Source organism: Sorangium sp. So ce590, assembly GCF_051521365.1.
In the GTDB taxonomy this organism is placed as follows: Bacteria; Myxococcota_A; Polyangia; order Polyangiales; family Polyangiaceae; genus Sorangium.
Window position 1 is genome coordinate 8,954,543 of sequence record NZ_CP150346.1, and the last position, 23,828, is coordinate 8,978,370.

Below are 23,828 nucleotides of genomic sequence, written 5' to 3' on the forward strand. Positions count from 1 at the left end.
TGCACGGGTGGAGCGAGCCGTCGCTCCTGCCCGTCGCCCCGCGGGTACAGAGGAGTCTTAAGCCGCCGCGCCCGACAGCACCATTACACGAGTCTTACGCGCCCACGCCCGCCGCCGGCATCGGCGTGATCACCAGCCGCTCCGTGCCCACGCGGAGCTGCCGGCTGCTGCGGCGCCGCTCGATCACCGCGGCGGCTCTGGCGAGGCCGGCGGCGCTCATCTCCTGCCGCACCCGGTAGATCTCGACGTTGAGCTTGTTCTCGTCCATCGACAGCATCCGGCAGAGATCGTCGACGAAGACCCAGCCGCGCTGCGGGGGGCCGAGCGACCCCGCGTCGCGGTCCCGGAGCCGGGCGCGCGCCAGCGTGAGCAGCATGTAATGGTGCGAGCGGGGCGGGAGCACGCGCGCGTCTCCGCCTCCCGCCACGGTGAGCTCGACCGCCTCCTCGTCGCGGCTGACCCGGAAGCGCAGCTCGGTCTCGTCGATGCGGCCGGCGTGCTCGCCCGCGTCGTCGGTGGCGGCGGGGGGCGTGGGCAGGTGCAGCGCGAACGCCTCGCCCCCGAGCTGCAGGACCTCGCCGTCGTGGGCCGGGCGCGATTGCCCGTCGATCTCCACCAGGAAGCTCCCGCCCTCGGCCTCCACCACGCAGGCGCGCAGATCGTCCGCCGAGGGCAGGGCGAGCAGGGCGCCCGCGCCGGCGAGGAGCGCGCCGTCGGAGAGCCGCCGCGCCATGGGCACGGGCGGCGAGGCGTCGGCGAGGGTCCACGTCGCCTCCGGATCGCCGAACGCGAGCTGGTCGCCCCCGGCGAGGGCTCGCGCGCTTCCGGGCGCGAGGCGCTCGCCGTTGACGAAGGTGCCGTTCTTGCTGCCCAGATCGCGCACCGACCAGGCGCCGTCGCGGTACGACAGGCGCGCGTGCTCCGCAGAGGCGAGCCGCACCTCGATCCGCACCGCGCACACCGACGACCGCCCCACCAGCGCGTGCGCCGCGAGCGCCGCCCGGGTGCCGCCGCCGCGTTGCTCCAGGATCGCCACGGTCGCGAGGCTACCACCGCCCCCCGCGCGGAAAGAAGGGGCAGCTGTAAGGTTCGCGTCATGGATGCGGCCCGGCAGGTGCTTTAAAGGTGGGATCGACAAGGAGGACGAGGATGACGAAGCTCGACGAGACCGCCGTGGGATCGAAGCCGCGGCCGTATCAGCTCACCCCGGACATGAAATATTCGCTGTCGATCTCGGGCGTGACCAGCGCGTCATGGGCTGTTTACGTGACGGGCCCGGCGTCGGGTTTCGGTGCGATCGACCCCGCGTCATCCAACAGCAACAGCTACCCGACGAACACGGAGCTCTGGGAGATCGATCCCACCTTCCTCGATGACCTGAAGAACCCCGAGACGGGGACGACCCAGATCACGATCGGACCAGGGGAGGAGCTGGGGAATGCCCCTTCGACCCCGCCGCCGGTCGACATGCCCGCGCAGAGCCTGTGGACACCGGTGACGGCATCGGCGTTGCCCCCGGCCGGCCTGTTCCTCGGCACCAACGCCGCCGGGGACCAGGTAGGGCTCGATTTCGCGCTCAAACACAAGACGCCCTGGCGAGGGACCGTGACCTGGTATGTCGGCACGCAGAGTGGAAGTCCGCCGCAATATGCCGTCGACAGCAACGGAATCACCCTGACCTACAACACGGTGAGCTCCCCCGCCGGCGTCACGTGGTACAAGATGACGCAATCGCCGCTGTCGTGGGACCAGCCGGCGACCGTCGGCGGCGCCGCGCTCGGCGTGGGGCTCGCGCAGCTGGGCGATACGTTCTACCTCGCATTCACGAACGCCAGCGACAACACCGTCTCCTGTTCCACCTCCGGGGACGGCGCGACGTGGTCGGGCCCGACCTCGATTGGCATATCGGCCGCTGGCGAGCCGGCGCTGGCCTCGCTGGACGGCACGCTGTACCTCGTCTACCTGAAGAGCGGCTCGTCCTCGGTGAAGATGTGCACGAACGCCGGCGAGGGCTGGTCGAAGAGCACCCACACCGGGGCCAGCGCCTCGAGCGCGCCGGCGCTGAGCGTGTTTTCCGCCGGATCGACCAGCGTGTTGTGCATGGCCTACCTGACCGCGTCAGGGAAGCCCCACATGCACGTGCGCACATGGAACGGGTCGCGCTGGTCTCCCAACCATGGCAGCCCGGGTGTCGAGGCGGCGGGCGCGCCCGCGCTCATTGGCTATAACGGGCAGCTGCTCCTCGCCCAGCAAGGCGCCGCCTCGCAGACCATCGAGATCTACGCGACACACGACGTCCAGGCCTCGCCCGAATCGTGGTCCTGGCACAAGACGGCGCTCCTCTGGGTGGACGCGTCGACCTTCACGGTCACGAGCGATCCTTCGGCGCCGGAGCCCGCGAGCCCCCTGGTCCTCTCGAACCCGAGCTTCTGCGTCTACCTCGACCGGCTGTACCTCGCGTTCACGGACGCGTACCAGAACGTCTGGATCTGCTCCAGCGACGACGGCAAGAGCTGGTCTGGCTTCGCGCAGCTCCCGGAGCAGATCGCCGGCTGTGAGGCGCTGGCGAATCCGGCTCTCGCAGCGCTCACCCCCAGCGGCGACGTCACCACGCTCGCCCTCGCGGTTGTCACAGGGAGCGGCGTCTCCGTGCTCACCGCGACCTGATCCCGATCAGCCCGGAAAGGAGCGCGCCGGCCGGATGCCCACGAGCGGCCGGCGGATCCCCGGGCGCGCGCCGAAGCGCACGGCGGCGCGCGAGTACGCGATCGAGCTCCCCCAGCCGCCCCCGCGAATGGCGCGGAAATCGTCGTCCTCCGGGTCGGCCGCCTCGAGCCGCAGCCGCCCGCCCTCCACGGGCGGCCCGCCGTGCCGCCACACGTTCGCGCACCAGTCGCGCGCCGTGCCGCCGAGCCCGCGCGCGCCATAAGGGCTCTCGTCGGTGGGCGGCTCGTCCACGGGCCACGGCGTGGGCTCGCCGCGGTGGATCTCCAGCACGCACGCGAACGCCGGCTCCGCGTGATCCCCCCAGGGGAACAGCCGCCCGTCGGCGCCACGCGCCGCCTTCTCGCGCTCGATCTCGTCCGGCAGCCGCCACGGCTTCCCCGTGCGGATCGCCAGCCAGCGCGCATAGGCCCCGGCGACGTGGCCGTCGACGATCGCGGGCCAGCGCTCCTGGGGCGGCGGATCCGGCGTGTCGCGGCGCAGCGCGAAGCGGCCCGCGGCGTCGCGCGTGATCCCCGGCCCCCCGAGCGCCTCCGCGAGGACGCCGGGGTGGGCCGCAGGCAGCCCCAGCGCCGCGTTGTCGAGGCCCTGCCGCGCGAGGTCGTCGAGAAACTCCAGGAGCTCGCGGTTGGTCACGGAGAAGCGCCGGAGGACGAAGCCGTCCACCCAGATGCGTCGCCGCGGCAGCGCGTCGGCCGCCTCGGGATCGCCGCCGGTCCAGGCGTACCCGGCGGGCACGTAGACCTCGTTGGGGCCGAGATCGCCCTCGCGCGGGAGCGCGATGGGGACGGGCGCGGACGCGCCGGACGGCGTGCTGTCCCAGTGCTCGCCGCGCTCGACGAGCACCGGATAGCGGACCTCCCGGCGCCCCGGCGCCGAGACGCGGAGGAGGTAGCTGCCGTGCGGCAGCGCCGCCGCATGGAGCGGCGTACGGCCCAGCTCGCCCGCCGGCTCCTCGACGAGGCGCCGCCCCCGGAGCACGTAACGGTGCACGGTGACGCGCGCGCCCGGCGGATCGGTGACCAGGGTGACGGCCCCGTCGCCGCGCAGGAACGCCGCGTGCCTGCCGCGATCGTGGGCGCGCAGCAGCACCTCGGCGCGGGCGGCGTCGGCGAGGCGGCGCGCGCGCTCGGCGTCGAGCAGCTGATCGCGGTAGTGGTCGGCGAGCGCGCCGTGCGCTTCGGGCAGCTCGGGGTCGATCGCCAGCGCGCCGTGCACGGCCTGGATCCACTCCGCCTCCCGAAGCGAGGCCTCGCGCTCCAGCCGCTCGGCCTCGTCCTCGCGCTCCCAGCCCGGCGCCTTGGCCTCGATGGCGTCGGACGGCTTCACGCCCGCGAGCGCGCGCCGCGCCTCGTCGCGCGCCGCCGCGGCCCGCGCCCGCAGATCTGCGCGCGCCTCGCCCAGCGCGCGCACGCCCACGAACGCCGCGAGCGCCCGCTCGCGCCGCCGCGCGCCGTCGAGGAACGCCTCGACGTCGCGCGCCAGCGCGCCCGCGTCCGGGTAGCGCGCCTCCACCTCGAGCGCCATGGCGCGCCGGCAGATGGCCGCGAGCTCCGGCGGCACGTCGGACGTCCCGCGCGCCCCGTCGAGCAGCGGCGGATCGTCCGACGCCACCCTCGTTGACGCGGCGGGCGGCGGGCGGCCGACGAGCACGTCGTGCAGCATGGCCCCGAGCGCGTAGGTGTCCGTCGCGGGCCCGTGCCGCCGCACGTCGCCGCGCGCCTGCTCGGGCGCCATGTACGCGGGGGTTCCGATGATGTCGCCCGCACCCGTCAGCCCGGCCGGCGCCGCCGCTCGGCCCGCCCCCGCGCCGGGCCCGGCGACATCTTCCCGCTCTCCGGCGCTCCGGGCGATCCCCCAGTCCATCACCAGCACCTCCGCAAACGCGCCCACCATCACGTTGGCCGGCTTCAGATCGCGGTGGATGACGCCGCGGCTGTGCGCGTAGGCCACGGTCTCGCAGACGCGCGCGAACACATCGAGCAGCCGGCGCCGCGGCACGTGCCCGCCGCCCGCGCGAAACGCCTCCTCGATGACCGCCCGCAGCGTCCGCCCCCGCACCTCGGCCATCGTGAACCACAGCTGTCCCCCCTCGAGCTCGCCGTAGTCGTAGACCGCCACGATCCCCGGGTGCGACAGCCTCGCGGTCAGCTCGATCTCGGCGAGGAACCGCGCGCGGCGCGCCGCGGACGGCGCCACGTCGGGCCGGAGGATCTTCATGGCCACGGCGCGCTTGAGCTTGCGATCCCAGACGCGCCGCACCTCCCCGAAGCCGCCGCTGCCGAGCTGGCCCCGATCCTCGTAGCGCTCGGGCAGCTCCAGCGCGCCCGCGAGCGCGCCCGCCGCCCCGGCGCCCGTGGCGGTGCTCTCCGTGTCGTCGCTCGGCGAGAGCTTCGAGGCCATGCGGCGCGGCGATGGTACCGGCAAAGCTCGGCCGGGACAGCCCTCGAGGCGCGCGGGAGGCGCTGAAATACTCGCGTCAGCGCGTAGGTAAAAGAAGCGCCTGTCGATCCAGCTCTTTGATGGCGGGGTGCTCGACCCACCGGAGAACGCCATCGCCGAGGCGGATCAGGCGCGATGACGGGGGGTCCGGAGGAGGCAAGCCTTCTCGGAAGCCGCCCTGGCGAGTCGGTCGACGTTCTCGCAAACGCCCGACCGCCCGTCCATCTGGAAGCGCGGGTCGGTTGCGCGTGGCCGTAAGAGGATCCACTCGAACGAACGCGGTGACGACGCGTGCATTTGCAGAGAATCCCGCCCGAGCTCCGCGCCCTCTTCGCGCGCGTGCCGAGGCGGCGGCCCTCGTGCGCCTCGCGCCGCCCGCGTGAATGCGCAGCGCCGAGAAGGAGGACCGCGCTCGTCGCGCTCCCCGGCGCCCCTCCCGCGCGATGGCTTCAGGACGATCGCGCCGTCGTACCAAGCGTGACGAGAAGCTCATCGAGCTGCTCGAACGTCTCGCCCATCCCGCTGTACGCGCCCGAGGCCAGGGCGGCGTCGCGCGCTTGCTTCGATCGATAGAGCTCGTGCAGCACCTGCAGCGTCTTGCCGCCTTTTTCCTCGAGGGTCACGGTCGTGACGGCGCCATCGTCGCCCGCTTCGTCGTTCGTCCACACGATGCGCGAATGCGGTGTCACTTCGAGGTACGTGCCGAAGAACGCCATCGGCTGCGCGGCATCGTGACCAAAGACCAGGCGGTAGCTGCCGCCGGCGCGAATATCCGCTTCGTAGGAAAGTAGAGGCACGGGCATCGACTTCGGTATCCACCACCGCCTGAACAGCTCCGGCGTGGTCCACGCCTGGAACACGATGCGCGCCGGGGCATCGAAGGTCCGTGTGACGACGATCTCGCGATCGGACTTCGGTTCCACCGTCGTGCGATTACTCGTCAATTGGGGCTCACTCTCTTTACTTGCGTCCATCGACGTTCTCCTTTCGTTTCAGCTCCTCGATGACCTTGTCCAGCTCGTCGAAGCGTGCGGCCCAGAGGTGGCGGTACCTCTCGATCCACGCCGTCTCTTCGTCGAGCCGGCGCGGGCCGAGCTTGCAGGTACGCACGCGGCCGACCTTCTCGGTGGTGACGAGCCCGGCCCGCTCGAGGACGCCGACGTGCTTCTTCATGCCCGTGAGGGTCATGTGAAACTTCTCGGCGAGGTCCGTGATCGAAGCGTCGGCTCGTCCGAGCTGCTCCAGAACGCCGCGCCGGGTCGCGTCGGAAAGCGCGGCGAAGGAAGCATCGAGGCGGGCACTCGAATACTGAACCATGTGGTTCAGCATCTAACGCGCGAGTCGGCATCGTGCAAGAGGAGATCGAGCGCGTGCTCCGTCGCGAGCCGACTTTGATTCAGAAATTTGCGACAATTTGCAGTGACAGCGGAATACGGCTCGGCGCCGCCACCCCGCCTCGCCGGGCCAACGCGCCCCCGGCCGCGGGGGTACGGGGCCAGCAGGCGGTTGGACTACCTAATCCCGTACGGGGCAGCAGGCGGTTGGACTACCTAATCCCCGACGACGACGGGTGTGGGTGCGCTATGCCTGGTAGCAGCGCGTAGGTAAAAGAAGCCGGATCGCAGCGCGAAGAAGTGTAGCGCAGCAAACCGAAAGGGTGGGACCGCGAGCGTCGTGATGGCTCGGTCCTGGGTCGAAAGAGCGTGGTCCGGGCGGCGCCGCGCGCGCTGAGGGGCGCATCGGCGTGCCGTGGGCACACGTGTCCGTCCGGGTGTTGGTCTGGCCCGGGAGGCGCGTCGCGAGACGCTATGCGGCGTCGCCGGGCGCCTTGCGGCGCACAACGGTGCTTTTCCAGTACGGCGGCCGCCGCGTGGACGCTGGGAGAGCGTGCTGGAACATCGGTCGGCTCGCCGAGCGCGGAGAGGAAGCGGACGATGTTCCGGGGCTCGGTGACCATGGCGACGAGCTTCATCCGCCCCTTGCAAGTTGGGCACTCGAGGACATCGATCGCAAATGTGCGGCGCAAGGGCTCGGCGCGGTTTGTCGACCGCTCGATAGCCGCCACGCTTGCGTTTCGGAGCGGCGTCATCGTCCGCCTTCGTAGGCTCTTCTGGCTTCGCAGGGCGCGGTCCGATGCGCTTGCGCGCCAACGTGGGCGACTTGCCGAGGCGAGCACGCCCGCGCACTTGACGGTGTGAAAGCGCGGCGGCGGGACGCTGGCCGCGAGGCGGCACAGGAGCGAGAGCGGATCCATGTCCACCGCGACAGTCCCGTCAGCGAAGGCGCGCTTGAGCGAGAGCCGCACCAGGCCGTCCTGCTGCGGCTCGACGCGCTCCTCTGCGATCGGGGGTCGCAGCACGTAACGCAGCAGCGCCTCCCTCGCCGCGGCATGGTGCGCACCGGCGCGCGTCGTCGTGCCCGGAGCCGTGCGCGCCATGGGAGCAGGTCACCGGTTGCCACGCGCCGAGTCAACTCCAGGGTGACTGCCGCCTGACCCCCATCTCGCTGGCGGCCATCCACCGACCCCACCACGCCCGTGCCCCAGCTCCACGTCACCGGCGCCGCTGTCGAGACGGCGCTGGCGTCGCCTTCGCCACCACGCAGGCGCTGGGCGACGTGCGGCGAACCCCTCTCGAAGCGCTCACGCGCCCTGTTCAGCGCGCAGCGTCGGCACCCCGCCGCCCTCGACCCACGCGACGTGCACCCCGTGCAGGCCCGCAGCCCAGGGAGCCGCGAGCTTCTCGAGGGCCGCGGCCACAGGCGGGCTCTTGCCCAGCCCGATGGCATGGCGGGCGAGGCGCGGGCCCCTGTCGAATGCATGAGGCCAGGCCCGCAGATCTCCGACCCCGGCGCGCTCGAAGGACGAGAGCAGCGCGCGGATCCGGCCGCGCACCCAGCCCAGGCCGGAAGCCACGCCCTCGGGTTCGGGCGCCTCGACGGTGATCACGGCCCAGGCGGCGTGGCGCCGGTGCAGCGGCGGGGGCGCGAGCAGATCGGGCAGCGGATCGCGGCCGGCGGCCAGGGCCGACTCCACGGCTTCCCAGGCGGAGTACAGCTCGTCGGACAGCGTCGCGAGGGCGGCGGCGCCGACGGTATCGCTGCACGAGCGCACGGGCGCCGTCGGCGTCGCGATGCGCACGGGATCCCCGGGCGTGCCGACCGCCGGAGCCGAAGGATCCAGCGCGATAGGCCGGCGAAAATCCCAGGCTGCCCAGGCGCCGAAGAAGCGGGACAGCAGGGGCCCGGGCTCCAGGTCCGGGGCGTCGCAGACGACCCGCGCGGCCAGGACGAGCCATGCGATGCCCGGCAGACCACCGAACGGCGCAGCGTCGATACCCTTTGCGCGAGCCCATGCCTTGACGGCGCGGGCCAGCGCCAGGAATGCCTCGCGGCGCCGAGGAGCAGCGGAGGGAGCGGACGCCGCATCGACAGCCTCGAGCAGCGCGTCGGCGTCGGTGACGGCGCTCAGGGCCACCGCGGCGGCCTCGCCCAGCTCGAGGCGCCGCGCGACGGCGTGCTCGGGTCGCACCGCGCCCGCGTCGACGAGCGTCAGGTCCGCGTCCAGGCCAACCGCGCAGAGCTCGAGGCACGGCACGCGGATCGCCTGCACACGCCGCACGGTCGACGCCTCGGGCAGGGCCGAGCGCACCTGGACCTCGACGGCGTCGAGATCGATGGGCCCCGGCAGGGCGGCGACGAGGTCGAGGTCCGCGCCGGGCAGCGCGCAGCCGAGCCGCCGCGAGCCCGTGACGTGGAGCGCGCCCCCGGGCAGGGCCGCCTTCAGCCGGGCCACGAGCGCTGACGCGCGGTCGGGCTTCGGAGCGCGGGGGGACGCGGCCGGCGCGGGCTCGGCCGCCCAGCGCACCGAGCCGCTGCCCAGCGCGACCGAGGCCCGCACCTGCATCGGCTCGGCGCCGCGCCGCGACAGCAGGACCAGCTCGCCGACCGCGGCCTCGCGGCGGCCGAGCTGCGCGGCCCAGCCGGGCTGCACGCGCGCCGGGTCGTCCACGCGGCCCAGGGTCAGGTGGGGCGTATAGCCCTCGGCGCGCCCCACGCACCGCGGAAAGCGGCGCGCCAGCGCCTGATGCAGCCGCGCCCACGGATCTTTGCCGCCCGCGGCGGGGTCGAGCCAGACGGTGGCGTCCGCGCCGTGCCGGAACGAGCGCGTACCCTCCAGCACCGCGGGGAACGGGCCGACCTCGCGCGCGGCGGCCGACAGGAGCGGGAGCGCCGCCTCGAAGCTCGACTCGGGCACGAAGCCGAACAGGAGGTTCACGTGCGGCGGCCAGCGGTCGATCTGCGGGTCGTAGAGCGCGCGGATGGCCTGGATCTCGGGCCAGAGCGGCTCGGGCGGTACCCACGCGAGGGCCGTGCGCGCGGTCGTCGCCACGTCGAGGACCTCGCCCGGCGCCTCGCCGACGGAGAGTTCGACACGGACGCCGTAATGGTCGGACAGGAACAGGCCATCCGGCGGAAGCGGCGTCGTCCCTTCCAGATCGGCGGTGATCGGGCGCAGCGCCGCCCCGCGAAACATCACACGATCCAGCCGGGAGGCGCGGCCGGTCAGCGACGAGACGGCGGCCAGCGGGTTGACGGTGGGATCGAACGTGGGCGCCTCGTCCCCGGCGCCGCGGGCCTCCAGCCAGGCGTCCACGAGGCCGAGCTTCGACGCGGGACCCGGCCCGCCGTCATTGAGGTCGCCCAGCAGCACCAGATCGCCCTCGACGGCGGAGAGGCCCACGGCGAGGTCTTCCAGCTCGGCCGCGCGTTTCCGTGCCCCCTCCTCCGCGTGATCGCTCGTGAGGTGCGTGGCCACCACGACGAGCGGCTCTCCCGCGAGCGCCAGCGTCATCGCGACGGCGGCCTTGTACTTCCCCAGGGCGTGCCACCCCACCTCGATCACCGGCAGCCGGCTCAGGAGCAGCAGGTGGCAGGTCTCGACGTCGCGCCCGCGCGGCCCATCGCTGACGGTGTAGTCGGCGCGGACCCAGCCGGCGCCGAGCAGGAGATCGAGCAGCGGCAGTTCGACCTCCTGCAGCGCGATCACGTCGGCGTCGGCGCGGCCGAGCGCCTCGACGAGCAGCGGCCGGCGCCGCGCGGTGTGGATGCGCTCGGCGTCGTAGCGGTCCCAGAGCGTGTTCCACGAGAGGACGCGCAGCCGCGCGCTCGCTCCCGGCGTGAACCGGGGCGCCGCGGCCTCGGCCGGCGCCCAGCGGCCCTCCGTCGCCTCCCAGCGCATGGCCACGCGCGCCGTGAAGAACGGCGGCCGCAGCCGCTGCGGCGCGCGCACCCGGCCGGCCTGCGTCGTGTCGAGGGAGTCGAGGCCCGTCTGACGATCCCAAACCCTCTCGCCCTCGGCCTCGATGTACACGACCCGATGCCAGGGCAGGTCGCCCCCCGGCACGAAGGCCGGCAGCGGGACGCGCTTGGGCTCCGCCGCGTGCACGTCGATGCCCATCACGAAGCGTGCGGGATCGAGGCGCGCATCCCAGCGGATGCGGTGGTAGATCTCCTCGCTCGTACGCATCGCGATCTTTTAGGTCTCCTTCACGCGAATCGTCCAGTGTGGCGGCCAACTGAAGCCTCCGGCCAGAGATTCATCTCTCCGGGGAGGCTGTCGACAGCCTCCGGCCAGAGATTCATCTCTCCGGGGAGGCTGTCGACAGCCTCCGGCCAGAGATTCATCTCTCCGGGGAGGCTGTCGACAGCCTCCGGCCAGAGATTCATCTCTCCGGGGAGGCTGTCGACAGCCTCCGGCCAGAGATTCATCGGTGGTGGCCGGATCCGGCCACTGGGCTGGGCTGGTTGAATTTGGGTTCTACCCCTCCGGCGTGTCCGACGGGCCGGGCTTCGAGGCGAACAGATCGAGCTGGACCGGGTCACGGGGAGGGTCGTCCGCCCCCCCGGACGACTTCGTGCTCCTCCTCCTCCAGTGCGCAAGAAAACGAAGCCGGCTCGCCGCGCGAGGAAGTGTGGCGCGGCGAGCCGCCGTGGCCGGACGGCGCGTGGCGCGAAGCCTCGTTCATGGGTCGCGGTGAGGAAGCGGGCAATGCTGCCTCAGGATCTACCCGTCCCTCCGTGAGAGCGCTCGGCTTCGGGTACTGAAGACACCCGAGCAGCTCCGGGTCGAACCTCGTGATAGGTGGCACGGGCTCGGTATCAACGGATTGCTCGGCCGTCATGGTTCCATAGACAGGTCATCGGGGGCTGCCGCTCCGGCGGAGCGCCACCGGCGGCGCCGCGGGGCGCCGGCGGGTCACGGCACCGCGTGGCCGTCGGACGGATCGAGCGAGTAGCGCCGCTGCCGCCGGAGCGCGGCGAGCTCCGCGTCGAAGGTGGCGCGCGGGATGTCTGGGAGCGCGGCGCGGAGGGCGTGGAGTGTGACGTAGTTGAGGCGGCCGGAGGCGCGGGCGAGGGAGGAGAAGGCAGCGTCGAAGCGATCGACGAAGGGCACGGGCGGGGCGGCGGCTTGGGTGGGGGCCGCATGGCCGGGGCCGTCGGAGGTCGCGTTGCCGGGGCGGTCTGGGGCCGTTTGGCGGGCAGCGCCGTCGGTCGTCGCAGGCCGCGCCGGCGCGCCGGCGGCCGGGAGGACGGCGTCGGCGAGGAAGAAGAACAGCGGTTTCTTCCCGGTCAAGACGCCGATGGTGCAGGGGAGCCGGCGCTCGGCGATGCGCTGAGCGAGCGCCGCCGTGAACGCGCGGCCCAGGGCAGGCAGGAGGCCCTTGGGGAGCTGCGCCAGATCGACCGCGGGAGCGTCGGCCTTGCGCGCTGACTGGAGCTGCAGCTCCAGGAGCCGATCGGACTGCGCGACCGCCTCGACGTCCTCCGCGAGCAGCACGAGCGTCGCACCGGGCGCTGGCTTCTTCTCGCGGGAAAGCAGCACGCGCGCCTTTGCCTCCTTCAGCGCCTTGCTCGTCTTCGCGGGCTTCTCACCGAAGAGCTCCGCGAGCCGCTCGAGCGTCGGCGGGTACGACGCGCCGCCGAGCTGCTTCTGGGACTCGAGGACGCCGAGGAGCCTCGGCACCGGCGAGGGCGGCGGCTCCTTCTTGCGCGTCGCAGCCTTCTGCCTCGCGGGAGCCTTCTCCTTCGGCGCAGCGGCCTTTCGGGGCGCGGCTGCCTTCTCCGGCTCCCCGGCGCTGTTCCTCCTCGCTGCTGTGGTCTTCGTGGTCGTCGCCCGCGCGCGCGAGCACGATGAGCTGTTCGGGTTCGTGGCCCACCTCTCGAGTGCCCGAGATTACCCGGGCGTCCAGCCATGGGAAGGGGCTCTGCGCCGCCGTGCCGCCGCCGGGGAGGGCGCGCAGCTCGTGTGTCGCTGGGTCGGCGCGCAGCACGGGGCCGTCAGGCGGCGCTGCGTCGGGGGCGGTTCGAACAGGATGGGGAGCACGACAAGGGCGCTGGACGATTTCTTGGCCCGCTCTTCGAGACGAGGGGAGAAGGCCAATCATGGATGGTCCCTCGATCTCGGCTCCGGTGGCTGACCCGGCGGCGCAGGGCGCAGCGCCCCCCCCCGAGATCCGTACGGCGAGCCCGGCGTGTCCGTGCTCCGGGTCCTGTGCGGTCCCTGTGCGCGCCGCCCCCGGGGGGCAGAGCGCCGGCTCCGAGCCCGTCGTGCTGGAGCGCGCGCAGCGCCTGTCTCGCTCCGTGCTGTGGAAGCTCCAGCGAGCCTACTTCGAGAAGACGGGCATCGACGCATGGCGCAGCGGCGAGGTGCCCCATTACATCACGTCGAATGCCTTCGTCGCCGCCTCCTATGCGCGGGTCGTGACAGGCTTTCTGCGCGATGTCGCGTCCGCCGGGAGGCGCGCACCGGGCGAGCGGCTCACCATCGTGGAGCTCGGCGCGGGCTCGGGGCGCTTCGCCTACCATTTCCTGCAAAAGTTGCTCGCCGAGCCGCGGATCCCGCTGCTCGAAGGCGCCCTCGTCCGCTACGTCATGACCGACGTCTCGCCCGCGAACCTCGCTTTCTGGCGGGCGCATCCACAGCTCCGTCCCTTCTTCGACGCCGGCGTGCTCGACGTGGCCCTGTTCGACGCGGAGCGCGACGAAGCCCTGCACCTCCAGGTCGCGGGGACGACGCTCGCGCCGGGCTCGCAGGCGCCTCTCGCGGCGATCGCCAACTACGTGTTCGATGGGCTTCCGCAGGAAGCCTATCGGCTGAAGGCCGGCGAGCTGCTCGAGGCGCGGGTGACCCTCCGCGCGCGCGGCCCGGTGGGGGATCGGTCGGATCCGGCGCTGCTCGACGGCCTCGGTGTGGAATACGTGCTGTTTCCCGTGGAGGGAGAGATCGATCTCGACCCGGATTTTCGTTTCCTCGTGGACGACTATCGTGGGGTGATCGGCGACGGGGCATTTCAGATCCCCACGGCGTCGCTCGCGTGCGTGCGCTCGCTTTCGCGGATCGCGGGCGGCGGGCTCTTGCTCCTGTCGGCCGACAGGGGGTATTGCCACGAAGAAGAGCTGCTCGATCGGCCGGAGCCGGACATCGCGCGGCATGGCAGCGTGTCGCTGCCCGTGAACTATCACGCCGTCCGAAGGTATGTGGAGCGGCTCGGCGGGCGCGCGCTCTTCCCACCCCAGCCGTCGCGGAGCTTGTGTGTCGGCGCGTTCTTGATGGACGCTCCCGCGGGCGGCGCGGAGACGGTCGCGGCGTTCTCCGAGGTGGCCTCGGGGTTCGGTCCGGATGACTGGTTTTCGTTGAAGCAGGCGGTGGAGGCGGCGCAGGGGGCGATCGGGCTGCGGCACGTCCTCTCGGCGTTGCGGCTCGGCGGCATGGACGGCAAGTTGTTCATGGATGTGTTCGACCGTGTGATCGAGCTCTCGGGCTCGGCGTCGGCCGAGGAGCGGCGGGCCTGTTTCCGGATGGCGCGGCGCATGGAGGAGCTGCACTACGAGATCGGCGAAGAGCGAGATCTGTTGTTCCATCTCGGTGTGTGGATGCGCGAGCTGGGGTATCTGGCGGAGGCGATTCGCTACTTCGAGCGCTCGTGGAGAGCACGCGGGACGACGCCGGCGACAGCCTACAACCTGGCATACTGCCACTTCGGTCAGCAATGCTGCGAGGAGGCGCTGCGATGGCTCGACGCGGCGCTCGCGGAGGACCCGGACGTGAGAGGGGGCAGGGCGCTGCGCGTGCAGATCGGCGCGGTGATGCGGGACGAGGGGGCGGGGACAGATGGCGGGCGGTGAGCGCCCGCCGCTGCCGCCGCATCCGGCGACCGTGCAGCTGCAAAAGCGGCTGCACCCGGCGATGGAGACCCGACCGCGCCTGGTGAAGCCGAGCCTCCCGCCGCACCCGGCGGCCGTGGTCCAGCGGCATCCAGCGACCGTGCGCCCCACGGCCCTCCCGCCGCACCCGGCCACCGTCGTCCGGCTGCGGCCGGCGATGGGCGCACCGGTTTCAGGAGCCACCGCGGTCCAGCGGTCGTCCATGTCGAAGAAGCTGTCGCCCGGGGAATTCTCGCACGTGCTCGCTGCCCTGGCGCTGGGCATTCCCGTGCCGACGTCGCTCCTCGATCAGCTCACGGCTGGACAGAGCGAGCTGGCATTGATGGTGCGCAGCAACCTGAAGGCGGCCGACCTCAAAGGGAGCGACCTGAAGAGCTTCAACGCCATGGATGGATTCGTGTGCAAGCGCTACACCGCGGACGCGGCGCCGAGCATCGCCCTCGCCTTCACCCACCACGAGCCCGGCAGGCTCCCCAAAGAGCTGAGGACTCTCGTCGACGCGCAGCTCCCCAAGGTGAACGACGACAAGCTCTCCGTGATCATCCGCCTCCGGCCCTGCAAGCACTCGAGCCCCATCCTGTCGTCGGAGGTGATCGAAAAGCTCCGCGCGCTCGCGAGGACCGCCGGGATCGGCCACATCATCTTCCTGGGGAAGCAGCCGACCCAGAGCGCCCTCCGCTACTCCATACCCAGCGCCGCCGACATCGTGGACTTCACCGTGGACAACAAGACGACGCTCGCCGCGATCGACAAGGTCGCATCGCATTTCGAGAACCAGCTCACCGAGGAGGCGGCTGGCATCCTCGCCGAGCACCTCCTGCTCTCACGCCTGTGCCAGCGCTTCAGCGTCGTCGCCCAGTTCGGGGCCAAGTCGGGCTACCTCGATCTGCTCGCTTATCCCATCATCGGCAAGACGGGGATCAAGACGTATTCAATCGACTCGACCGACACGAATGGCCGGCTCAAGTCGATGATCGACTGCGGCATCCTCAACGTGGTCCAGGTGAAAGCCACGTCAACCAAGGACGAGAAGCTGAGCGACGGCAGTGCCATCGTCATCCAGGCCATCGATCCGGCGAAGGTCGGCGACATCTCGACTTTTCTCTCGCGCCGCATCGCCGAAGTCCAGCAGCAGAGGAAGGACTTCATCCGACAGCGGGAGGCCAAGGCGGAGGCGAAGCTGCAGGCCGAGGTCGAGGCGAGGAGGGCGGAGCGCGCGCGGGAGGAAGGCACGCTCGAGTGGATGATCGAGCAGGGCATCGGGGGGTCGTGATCCCCCAGGCTCAGTCGTCCTCGCCCTCCTCCACCGGCACGGCCACGTCGGACACCGGCGCCACGATGCCCGGCGTGCGTGACTGCGGCCCGCACTCGAGTCCCCAACGCACGCCGGTGCTGCGCTCGGTCGCGGATGGCCCGATCGATGGCGATGCGGTCAGCGCCGTCGCTGAGCATGTACTGGGGCCCCTGCGCCTGTCTACTCGTCCTCGTCCTCTTCGTCGTCTGCGTCCGTGGTCTCCGGGGCCTCGCGCTCGAGCTGCTCGGTGATGGTCTGCACCTGGATCTCCGCGGCGTGGATCTTCTGGCGGCAGAGCGTCACCAGATAGGAAGCGGACGATGTTCCGGGGCTCGGTGACCATGGCGACGAGCTTCATCCGCCCCTTGCAAGCTGGGCACTCGAGGACATCGAGCATCGCGCTGCCGCCGCCGGACGGCGGCTGCTTCGAAGGCCGAGGCGGACCGCCCCTCTGTTCCAGACGCTCCCTCCACGAGATCGAGGTCGTCGGCCCCGCAGGCCGCGGCGTGCTCGACGGCATCCGCGCATTTCCCCGTCTTGCAGCCGGCCGCGAGGAGCGCGGTCGCAATGAAAATCGACGCCATGAGATAACTCTTGCGCATAATCCAGCTCTGCAGCTCGCAACGTGTGGATGGAGGGGAGCCGGCCGGCCCATGCAGCGCGGCGCCCCGTAAGCGGCCCGCCGTTGCCGCCGGCCCCTTCACCCGATGGAGAACGTGGGGGAGCCAGTTTGGGCACGGGCCGATGTCGATTTTTTGGCTTCCAGTATTGCTGGAATACTGCGAAGGTTGAACCGGAGGATCGGCCCGCTCGGATGGGAAGTGATCGCGTCTCGCAACTTTCGGCCGGGCGCATCGCGTACCAACTCAAGTACCCGACGCGGGGCGCCCCACACCGGATCATGACGCCGGTAAATTCATTGCTCGACCTGCCGCATTGATTCCTCCGCCTCGGCATCCATTGGTGCGATACAGCAGCGTGCTCGCACCGCGCTCGAAATGGCACGGCGCCGTGACACCACGCGTCCCTTCGATACCACGGAAGGACAACTCGGCAGCTACCCGGAGCGGCGGGCCGCGACGCTCGCTGCCGCGGCGGCGGAGGTGCTCGCCGAGCACCCGGCTCGCGCTCGATATGTCGGCCCAAGCTTGCTCACCCGTCCGGTGCCACCGGCAGCCCCGAGCAGCCGACCGATCGCCTCGTGAACGACCCGGGCCGCCACCTCATCCCCGAGGGCGACGGCGCGGCTCAGGGTGCTGGCGAGCGAGGCGACCACGGCCGCCCGAGGCGACGGATCGGTCACGGCGAGCTCCCCAGGCCCGGGGCTTGACCGCTGGGCCCGGGTTGGGTCCACGCCTCCCAAGGGGGTGCGATCCGTCGTCACGCCCTCCCCAAATCCCCGGGGATGCGACGGAACGCGACGGTTCGCCCCCGCGGAATCGTCCCGCCAGGAACACCTGGTCGATGACGAGCGGGCCGCCGAAAACGGTAGCGAATTTCACGGTGTCCGCCTGTTGCGCCGCCGAGGGTGGCTCCGGTGTGGCCCAGCGGGGCGCCCTCCGCCGCCGCATCGCCCGCGGTGAAGGGTTCGTGGCATCACCGGTCCCACCGCACGCCCACGCTGCACGCGCTGGTTGACATAGAGGACCTTACATGACCGACTCAGTCGGCGGGATCGTACCGGCACAGGACGGACCCGCGCGGCCGAGGCGTGGGCCAAGGGCAGCTTGGCCACGGCGGGATCCAGCCCCGTCGAATCAACTGTTCGCTGGCCACCCAACGTCCCGGCGCCCCGCTGCACGGCGCCGTTGCGCTCCACGGGCCCGCTCGGTACCCTCGGGGGAAAAATGACGTCCACCGCGCCGCAGGGCTGCTGCGAGAGGAGCCATGTCCACCGTTCGGCTCCCCCTCTGACCAGAGCTCTGCCTCCGCCGCCGCTCCCTCCGGCCCGATGAACAAACAGCGCGGCGCCCCGTCCCCCCTCCAAGGCATGTTGCACACAGCGGCGCACACCGACATGCGAATCAAACACCACGCCAGGGCCGAACGCCGTGGCTTCGCAGACCGATGAAAGGAGTTCTGACGACATGAAGACGTTCTTGGCTCTTTTTTCCGCCTTGGGTTGCTCCCTCGCCACCTCGCTCGTGCTCGCGGCACCTCTCCCTGTGACCGGCCAGTGGCGGACGATTGATGAGCAGGGGGTCGAGCAGTCGGTGATAGAGATTTACGAGAGGGGCGGGAAGATCTTCGGCAAGATCGTGAGCCTGAAGCAGCCGCTCGACGCGAAGGGGAAGCCGAAGATCTGCACCGCCTGTGAGGGTGCCGACAAGAACAAGCCCCTTGTGGGGCTCGTCATCATCAAGAACATGGTCCGCGATGACGACGAGTACGATGACGGTACGATCCTGGATCCGAACAACGGCGAGACCTATAGCTGCAAGCTCGAGGCGATCGAGGGCGGGAAGAAGCTGAAGGTGCGCGGCTTCCTGGGCATCTCCCTCCTCGGCAGGACCCAGACCTGGCTGAAGAAGTAGCGGGCATGACGCGGGACCACACGAGGATCCCAGTCGCAGAGGGTGGCGCGTGTGCGGTGCGGTCTCTCGATCCGCCATGCTGAATCCGTTTCTCCCCTTACAGCCTGCCCGAGACAACGGTGCTCGACCGATCCGCTCGCCAGGGGCTCGAACGCCCTCCGCTCATCCATACGCGCGATCTGGAGGCGGCCCGCGTGCTCCTCGCGACGGTCTACGGCGACCTCACCGCCGACGTCGTCGGCCGCGGTCACCGTTTCGAGTGGCGCGGGGCCGCGGCCGGGCGGCTCCAGGAGGCGGGGCACGCGGTGCAGGCGTTCGCGTCATCGCTCGCCTTCCTGGAGGCGGCGCATGCGGCGGTGTCGGGCTGCGCGGTGATCGACGTCCAGCTCCTCGATTTGAACGGCCTCGAGGTGAGGGCCCTCCTGCGCGAGGACGGGCGCGCGCTCCCCGTGGTCTTCACCAGCGACGGCGGAGACGTGGGGGTGGCCGTGGAGGCGATGAAGGCGGGCGCCGTGGACTTCCTCGCCGAGCTCCTCGACGCGGAGGCCCTGCTCGCCGCCGTGGCGCGCGCCCTGGCCCGCGACGCGGAGGCGCGGGCGGCGCGGGCCGAGGTGGAGGCGCTCGCCGCTCGGCTCGCGGCGCTCTCGCCGCGCCAGCGGGAGGTGTGCGAGCGGGTGACGCGGGGGATGCTGAACAAGCAGATCTGGCGGGCGAGCCCGTCGCAGCACGGCACGTTGGCGTCGCAGGGCGCGTCCACCGGCAGACAGCCGCCGCCCTGACAGGTCGGGTCGAGCACGGCGATGTAGTCGTGGGCGTGGCCGGAGTGATCGTGAATGCAGGCCTGCACGCTGGCGTTGATGATGATGTAGGGGTAGCTCGCCGAGCCGGTGTAGTGGCAGAGCTGGACCTTGCCGTTGACCGCCAAGAGCGGGCACAGCACGCCGAGGAGGAGCTCCTGGTCCGCCGCGCCGAGGTGCTCGGCGGTAGGCCCGTCGGCCGTGTCCGTGCTGGAGCACGCGCCGCCGAGGCCAGCCACGCCGCCGAGGCGCCCGCGGCGCCGCCGCTGGAGGCGGCGGAAGAGGAGCCGCTGGCCGATCCAGCGTGAGGTGAGCCTGCGGTTGTGAGATCGCTTGCGTTTGCTCTAAAAGCCGAGGGGTATTCATAAGATACAGCTCCGCGGACCAGAATGCGTTGTGGTCGCGGGCGAGCGCGCTCCCGAGGGGACCAGAGGTCAGCGCGCCGGCGTCATCGGTCGTCCCTAGAACGCCGAATAGGTTGAAATTCGGCTAAATTCAACAGATTGTGGCACCCGTCGGAGCCGCCGAGGAGCACGCTGGAAGGGCACGGCCCCCAGTCAGACGAGAGACCGCAAGGGCGCGAGAGGCGCAAGGGAACAGAGATAGAATTATATTCTTCTCCCCCCTTGCGCCCCTTGCGTCCTTGCGGTCCTCTTCCCATGAGTCGATCTTAGCGGAATTTCAATGTGATCGACGTTCTAGGGTGAGGCTGAACGCGCTTCCCCCGTGAACGAGGCATAACAGCGCTGCGCAGGTAGCTGCGAGCTTTCTCATCATCATCTCCGTATGTGGATTCGTGGTCTCAACATAGAGACCTACGCCCGGAATGGCCGGGAGCGTCACCCTGCGCCGGCACGTCCGAGGTCGCGGCCTGGATCGTGATCCAGCTTTCGAAAGCGCAGGCTCTCGTGGTAACGTAAAGGTCTGCCGGCGACCTGCTCCAGCGAGCCCGCCGTTGCCTGAAACCTGAAACAAGGAGGTCGCTCGGATGACACGCAGGGGTCAGCTTCGGATCGTTCTCATCGCTTCTTTCTCTCTCTTGCTCTCGTTCGCCGGGATCCGCCCGGGCGCCGCCCAGTCGAGCTTGCCCTACTGGACCGAGATTCCGCAGGGCGGCGCCGTCCCCGACGCCATCTGGGACGGCGCGAGCGCCTATCACCAGGGCCTCTTCTACATCTTCGGCGGGTTGAACGGGACCTACCCGGATGACGAGCCCGTGGCCGCTTTTAGCGCCTTCGACGTCGACACGGCGACCTGGTACGACCTCGGCCAGTACCCGGGCGGGCCGTCCGCCAGGGCCGAGTCGATGATGTGGTGCGTCGCCGAGGAGGACGCGCTGATCGTCTCCGGCGGGAGAGGTCCTTTCCGGCGCGGGCTCGACCTCACGCACCAGGACACGTTCCGGTTCGACCCGGCGCACGGGTGGACGCAGATCGCGCAGAGCGCGGCCGAGATCGGGCGCGCCAACCGCTCCACGGAGGCGGTCGCCGTGCGCAAGAAGGGGAAGCACAAGACCGTCGCGTACGCCTTCTCTGGCTCTTCGTCGACGCTGCCGGCCTTCATCAACCGCCCTGACGGCCTCCAGCACAACATGGTCCGCTACAAGAACGGCTGGAAGCAGGTCGCGACCGGCTCGCCCGCCCCGCGCGCTCGAGCCCATCATCCGCTCGTCTACGCCGCGGGCTGGAACGCCCTGCTCGTCTACGGCGGGTACACGAACGACGCCGTGAACGGGACCGGCCTGTTCGCGCCGGAGAACTACCTCGGCGATCTCTGGAGGTTCGACGTCGACAGCGAGACCTGGGATCAGCTCGTCTTCGACGAGGCCGGAGGACCGGGCCACCGCGACAACGCGAAGCTGATCGCCGATGAGCACAACGACGGCATCTGGCTCTTCGGGGGCAGCCAGTTCGACGGGTCCACCCTGTCCGATCTCTGGTACTTCGATCTCCACACAGGGACCTGGACGCGCGTGGACACCGCGATGACGGGGCCGGCGCCGGCGCCGAGGTTCGGCCAGTTCTACTTCTCTCGCAGGACCGCCACGGCCTACGAGCTCTACGTCTTCGGGGGAGCGACAGCGGAGTTCGCGCCGGTGCTGCTCAACGACATGTGGAGATTGACGATCCCCCTCGGCTGCGGCGGCTGATCGCGAGCGATCCAGGTGGGCTCACGCCTGGACGAGCGGCGCCGGAAGGAGGGAAACCGTGAGGCGATGCCTCAGGAAAGCCTCCTCACGATACCACGAGAGCCTGCGCCTCCGAAAGCTGGATCACGCTCCAGGTCGCTCCCCTCCTCCAGATCACCCCCGAGACAGCCGTGCAGGTCGGCGGCGCCACATCGGCGGCTCCCGTCACCATCACGCTCCAGGCGCTCAGCGATCCGTCGCTGCTCCCCTCCTCGCTGCCCACCGCGGATCCGGTGCTCTTCCCGATCTGCCAGTTCGGCCCCTGCTGCGCAGGGACGGCGCTTCAGGTGTCGTGGGGCACGGGCTTGCGCGTGAGCTGGACGAAACCCGCGAGCGCGCCGGGGGCTCCTGTCAGCGCACGAGGGGCTCCGAGGCGTACTTCAGGCCGGTCAGCACCCTGTAGCGGGCGGCGATGGCTTCCAGCTCGCCGGGGGCGAAGACGTCCTCGATACGGTCGAAGCCGTCGGGCGCGCGCTCGTAGGCGACCTGCAGGCACTGCTCCGGACCGTTGCGGCGATTGGCCGCGACGATGGCGGCGGTGGCGGGAAGGCGCTCGGCCTCGTAGGCGGCCAGCGCTTCCACCGGATCGGCATGGGCGGCGAGCGCGCGGACCAGGGCGCGGGCGTCCAGGATGGCCTGGCTCGCCCCGTTGGAGCCGTTCGGATACATGGGATGGGCGGCGTCGCCCAGCAGCGTCATGCGCCCATGGCTCCAGCGCGGCAGGGGATCGCGGTCGACGAGCGGGAACTCGTAGATCGCCTCGGCGCTCCGGATCAGGCCGGGCACATCCAGCCAGCCGAAGCGCCAGTCCTCGAACCTGGGCAGGAAATCGGCGGGGTCGCCCGGCCGGTCCCAGTCCTCCCGTCGCAGGTTCCTGGCGACCGCGAGATCGGCGGCCCAGTTGATCCTCTGGCGGCCGTCCGGCCCCGGTGGGGAAATCGGATAGACGACGAACTTCTGGTCCTGATGCCCGGCAATGATCATGCTGGCGCCGGTGAGGAAGGGCGCCGCCAGGCTGGTCGCCCGCCACAGGATGCGGCCGCCATAGACCGGCGGCCCCTCGTCCGGATAGAGGCCGGCGCGCGCCGCCGAATGGATGCCGTCGGCGCAGATCAGGAGGTCGGCGGGAACCTTCGAGGCCGCACCCGCGCGATTGAAGAAGCGCGCCACGATGCGGCCTCCGTTCTCTTCATGGTCCGAAAGGCGCCGGTCGCAGATCACCCGGCCTTCGCCCAGCCGCTCGACGGCGGCGTCGAACAGCACGTTCTGCAGGGCGCCGCGGTGCAGGGAGATCTGCGGCGCGGCATGCCCGGCGAAGCGGCCGCGCGGCTCGCCCCAGATGCGCTGACCGAAGCGGTTGAAATAGACAAGCTCGCGGGTCGCCACCCCGTTGGCCAACAGGGCCTCGAGCAGGCCCAGCTCGCCCAGCACCTCCACGGCGTGGGGCAGGAGGTTGATGCCGACCCCGAGCGGCAGGATGCTGGGCGCCGCCTCGAACACCGCCACCTCATGGCCCGAGGCGTGCAGCGCCAGAGCCGCGGCCAGGCCGCCGATCCCGGCGCCCGCGACGATCACTTGCATAAGTCCTCCCGTGGACATGCGGCTCGACGCCGCCCCTTGTTGAAGCCGCTGCCCTCTCGATCGCCGGCACGGCGGCCGCGGAGGGTCATCATCGCGGCCGCCGTGCATAGCCCCGATGCAGGCGAGCGGCCCGATCTCGCCGTTCTCGTCGGTGCCGGCGAGCGCGCGGGCTCGCCCATCCTCCGGACGCTGCCCGCCAGCGCCCGGAGGCCGGCGAACCAGGACGGCTTTCGCGGCAGGCGCTCCCGATGTCGCGGGAGCCGATGACAGCGAGACGTCGCGTCACCATGTACCCCGCGGTCCTGGGGACATGCCGCTCGTAGATCAGGGAGAGAGTTGGCCATGGTTCATTTCGAGCTCGACGAGCGCGAAGCGAGAGATATGAGGACAGCGCTGTCCATCCGGCTCGTGGGGATGCGAGAAGAGCTGGTCCATACCGACAATCGAGAGTACCGGGAGTATCTGAAGGCGGCGATCGAGCGGCTCGAAGGGGTGCTCCGGCGCCTCGATGCGATCCTGGCCGGGCTGACATCGAGACCGTAGACCGGGAGCGGCCGCTCGATCCAGGCGCCGTCGGCCACGTGCCAGGCGCCGTCGGCCACGTGCACGGGAGGGCCGTGATCGGCGACCCCTCCTCGGCGACGACCGGCCGGGGAAGGATCGCGCTCACGGAGCTCGAGGACGGCCGGTGCGCGTTCATCGGATGGCCGGCCGTCCTCCGCGAGCCCGCTCGTGCCATCCAACTGCTCGGCGACGGGCTGCGAGGCCAAGGAGCCCGGGGCGGGGACTTGAACGGCCCTCTCGCGGGCCCTGCCGCCCGGCGGCCGTTCAAGCCTTGAGGGCGTCGTACTCGCCCGGGCTGTGGATCCTGGGGGGATGGGTGCCACCGCCGATGAAGTCCTCGGTGCGGTCGTACATGCCGAGGGAGAAGGAAATCGAAACCCTTCGGAGACGTCAAGCCCCATCTGCGGGACCTGCCCTCGGTCGACAGACCATTCCGCCATGCGATCCGGCCCTCCTGGAAAACGACGCTGTATCAACAA

General features: G+C 70.9%; 17 protein-coding genes. 7 read left to right on the plus strand and 10 right to left on the minus strand.

What is annotated here, in order from left to right; translation table 11 throughout:
* Positions 1-94: 94 nt before the first annotated feature.
* Entirely contained in the window at positions 95-1,036 is a 942-nt protein-coding gene (locus tag WMF28_RS33805; RefSeq protein ID WP_437597611.1) for an FHA domain-containing protein, read from the minus strand.
* A 113-nt stretch (positions 1,037-1,149) separates the two neighbouring features.
* Between WMF28_RS33805 and WMF28_RS33810 the strand changes: the two genes are divergently transcribed.
* On the plus strand, positions 1,150-2,667 hold the full coding sequence (locus WMF28_RS33810) for a hypothetical protein (RefSeq protein WP_437597612.1): 1,518 nt from the start codon (positions 1,150-1,152) through the stop codon (positions 2,665-2,667).
* A 6-nt stretch (positions 2,668-2,673) separates the two neighbouring features.
* On the opposite strand, the gene WMF28_RS33815 is transcribed toward WMF28_RS33810, so the two are convergent.
* The 7 genes from WMF28_RS33815 to WMF28_RS33845 all read right to left on the minus strand — a co-directional run bounded on the left by WMF28_RS33815 (position 2,674) and on the right by WMF28_RS33845 (position 12,190).
* Positions 2,674-5,127 carry a protein kinase domain-containing protein gene (locus tag WMF28_RS33815; protein ID WP_437597613.1) on the minus strand — a complete coding sequence of 818 codons (2,454 nt, stop codon included), beginning with the start codon at positions 5,125-5,127 and terminating at the stop codon, positions 2,674-2,676.
* Positions 5,128-5,615: 488 nt separating this feature from the next.
* Entirely contained in the window at positions 5,616-6,089 is a 474-nt protein-coding gene (locus tag WMF28_RS33820; protein WP_129572587.1) for an SRPBCC family protein, read from the minus strand.
* A 37-nt stretch (positions 6,090-6,126) separates the two neighbouring features.
* Positions 6,127-6,483 carry an ArsR/SmtB family transcription factor gene (locus tag WMF28_RS33825; RefSeq protein WP_437597615.1) on the minus strand — a complete coding sequence of 119 codons (357 nt, stop codon included), beginning with the start codon at positions 6,481-6,483 and terminating at the stop codon, positions 6,127-6,129.
* A 229-nt stretch (positions 6,484-6,712) separates the two neighbouring features.
* On the minus strand, positions 6,713-7,603 hold the full coding sequence (locus WMF28_RS33830; protein ID WP_437597616.1) for a transposase: 891 nt from the start codon (positions 7,601-7,603) through the stop codon (positions 6,713-6,715).
* Positions 7,604-7,807: 204 nt separating this feature from the next.
* The gene (locus WMF28_RS33835) at positions 7,808-10,693 is read right to left on the minus strand and encodes a poly(A) polymerase (RefSeq protein ID WP_437597618.1); all 2,886 of its coding nucleotides are present in this window, start codon (positions 10,691-10,693) and stop codon (positions 7,808-7,810) included.
* A gap of 20 nt (positions 10,694-10,713) precedes the next feature.
* The gene (locus WMF28_RS33840; RefSeq protein ID WP_437597620.1) at positions 10,714-10,935 is read right to left on the minus strand and encodes a hypothetical protein; all 222 of its coding nucleotides are present in this window, start codon (positions 10,933-10,935) and stop codon (positions 10,714-10,716) included.
* Positions 10,936-11,422: 487 nt separating this feature from the next.
* Complete coding sequence (locus WMF28_RS33845) at positions 11,423-12,190, minus strand: hypothetical protein (protein ID WP_437597621.1); 768 nt, start codon at positions 12,188-12,190, stop codon at positions 11,423-11,425.
* Positions 12,191-12,729: 539 nt separating this feature from the next.
* Here WMF28_RS33845 and WMF28_RS33850 point away from each other — a divergent pair.
* Entirely contained in the window at positions 12,730-14,352 is a 1,623-nt protein-coding gene (locus WMF28_RS33850) for a hypothetical protein (RefSeq protein ID WP_437597622.1), read from the plus strand.
* Positions 14,353-14,383: 31 nt separating this feature from the next.
* Positions 14,384-15,664, plus strand: a complete 1,281-nt coding sequence (locus WMF28_RS33855) for a hypothetical protein (protein ID WP_437597623.1) — start codon at positions 14,384-14,386, stop codon at positions 15,662-15,664.
* 201 nt (positions 15,665-15,865) lie between these two features.
* Here the strand turns inward: WMF28_RS33855 and WMF28_RS33860 are convergent, their stop codons facing one another.
* Positions 15,866-15,988 (minus strand): hypothetical protein, encoded by a 123-nt coding sequence (locus tag WMF28_RS33860; protein ID WP_437597624.1) that lies wholly within the window; start codon positions 15,986-15,988, stop codon positions 15,866-15,868.
* 1,784 nt (positions 15,989-17,772) lie between these two features.
* On the opposite strand from WMF28_RS33860, the gene WMF28_RS33865 reads away from it, so the two are divergent.
* The 3 genes from WMF28_RS33865 to WMF28_RS33875 all read left to right on the plus strand — a co-directional run bounded on the left by WMF28_RS33865 (position 17,773) and on the right by WMF28_RS33875 (position 21,165).
* Positions 17,773-18,219: a DUF2147 domain-containing protein gene (locus tag WMF28_RS33865; RefSeq protein ID WP_437597625.1), complete on the plus strand. Its 447-nt coding sequence runs from the start codon at positions 17,773-17,775 to the stop codon at positions 18,217-18,219.
* Between the two features lie 119 nt (positions 18,220-18,338).
* Complete coding sequence (locus WMF28_RS33870; RefSeq protein WP_437597627.1) at positions 18,339-18,998, plus strand: response regulator transcription factor; 660 nt, start codon at positions 18,339-18,341, stop codon at positions 18,996-18,998.
* Between the two features lie 1,006 nt (positions 18,999-20,004).
* On the plus strand, positions 20,005-21,165 hold the full coding sequence (locus WMF28_RS33875; RefSeq protein WP_437597628.1) for a Kelch repeat-containing protein: 1,161 nt from the start codon (positions 20,005-20,007) through the stop codon (positions 21,163-21,165).
* A gap of 390 nt (positions 21,166-21,555) precedes the next feature.
* Here the strand turns inward: WMF28_RS33875 and WMF28_RS33880 are convergent, their stop codons facing one another.
* On the minus strand, positions 21,556-22,785 hold the full coding sequence (locus WMF28_RS33880) for a flavin-dependent oxidoreductase (protein WP_437597629.1): 1,230 nt from the start codon (positions 22,783-22,785) through the stop codon (positions 21,556-21,558).
* A gap of 342 nt (positions 22,786-23,127) precedes the next feature.
* Between WMF28_RS33880 and WMF28_RS33885 the strand changes: the two genes are divergently transcribed.
* Complete coding sequence (locus tag WMF28_RS33885) at positions 23,128-23,328, plus strand: hypothetical protein (protein ID WP_437597630.1); 201 nt, start codon at positions 23,128-23,130, stop codon at positions 23,326-23,328.
* The last annotated feature ends 500 nt before the right edge of the window (positions 23,329-23,828 follow it).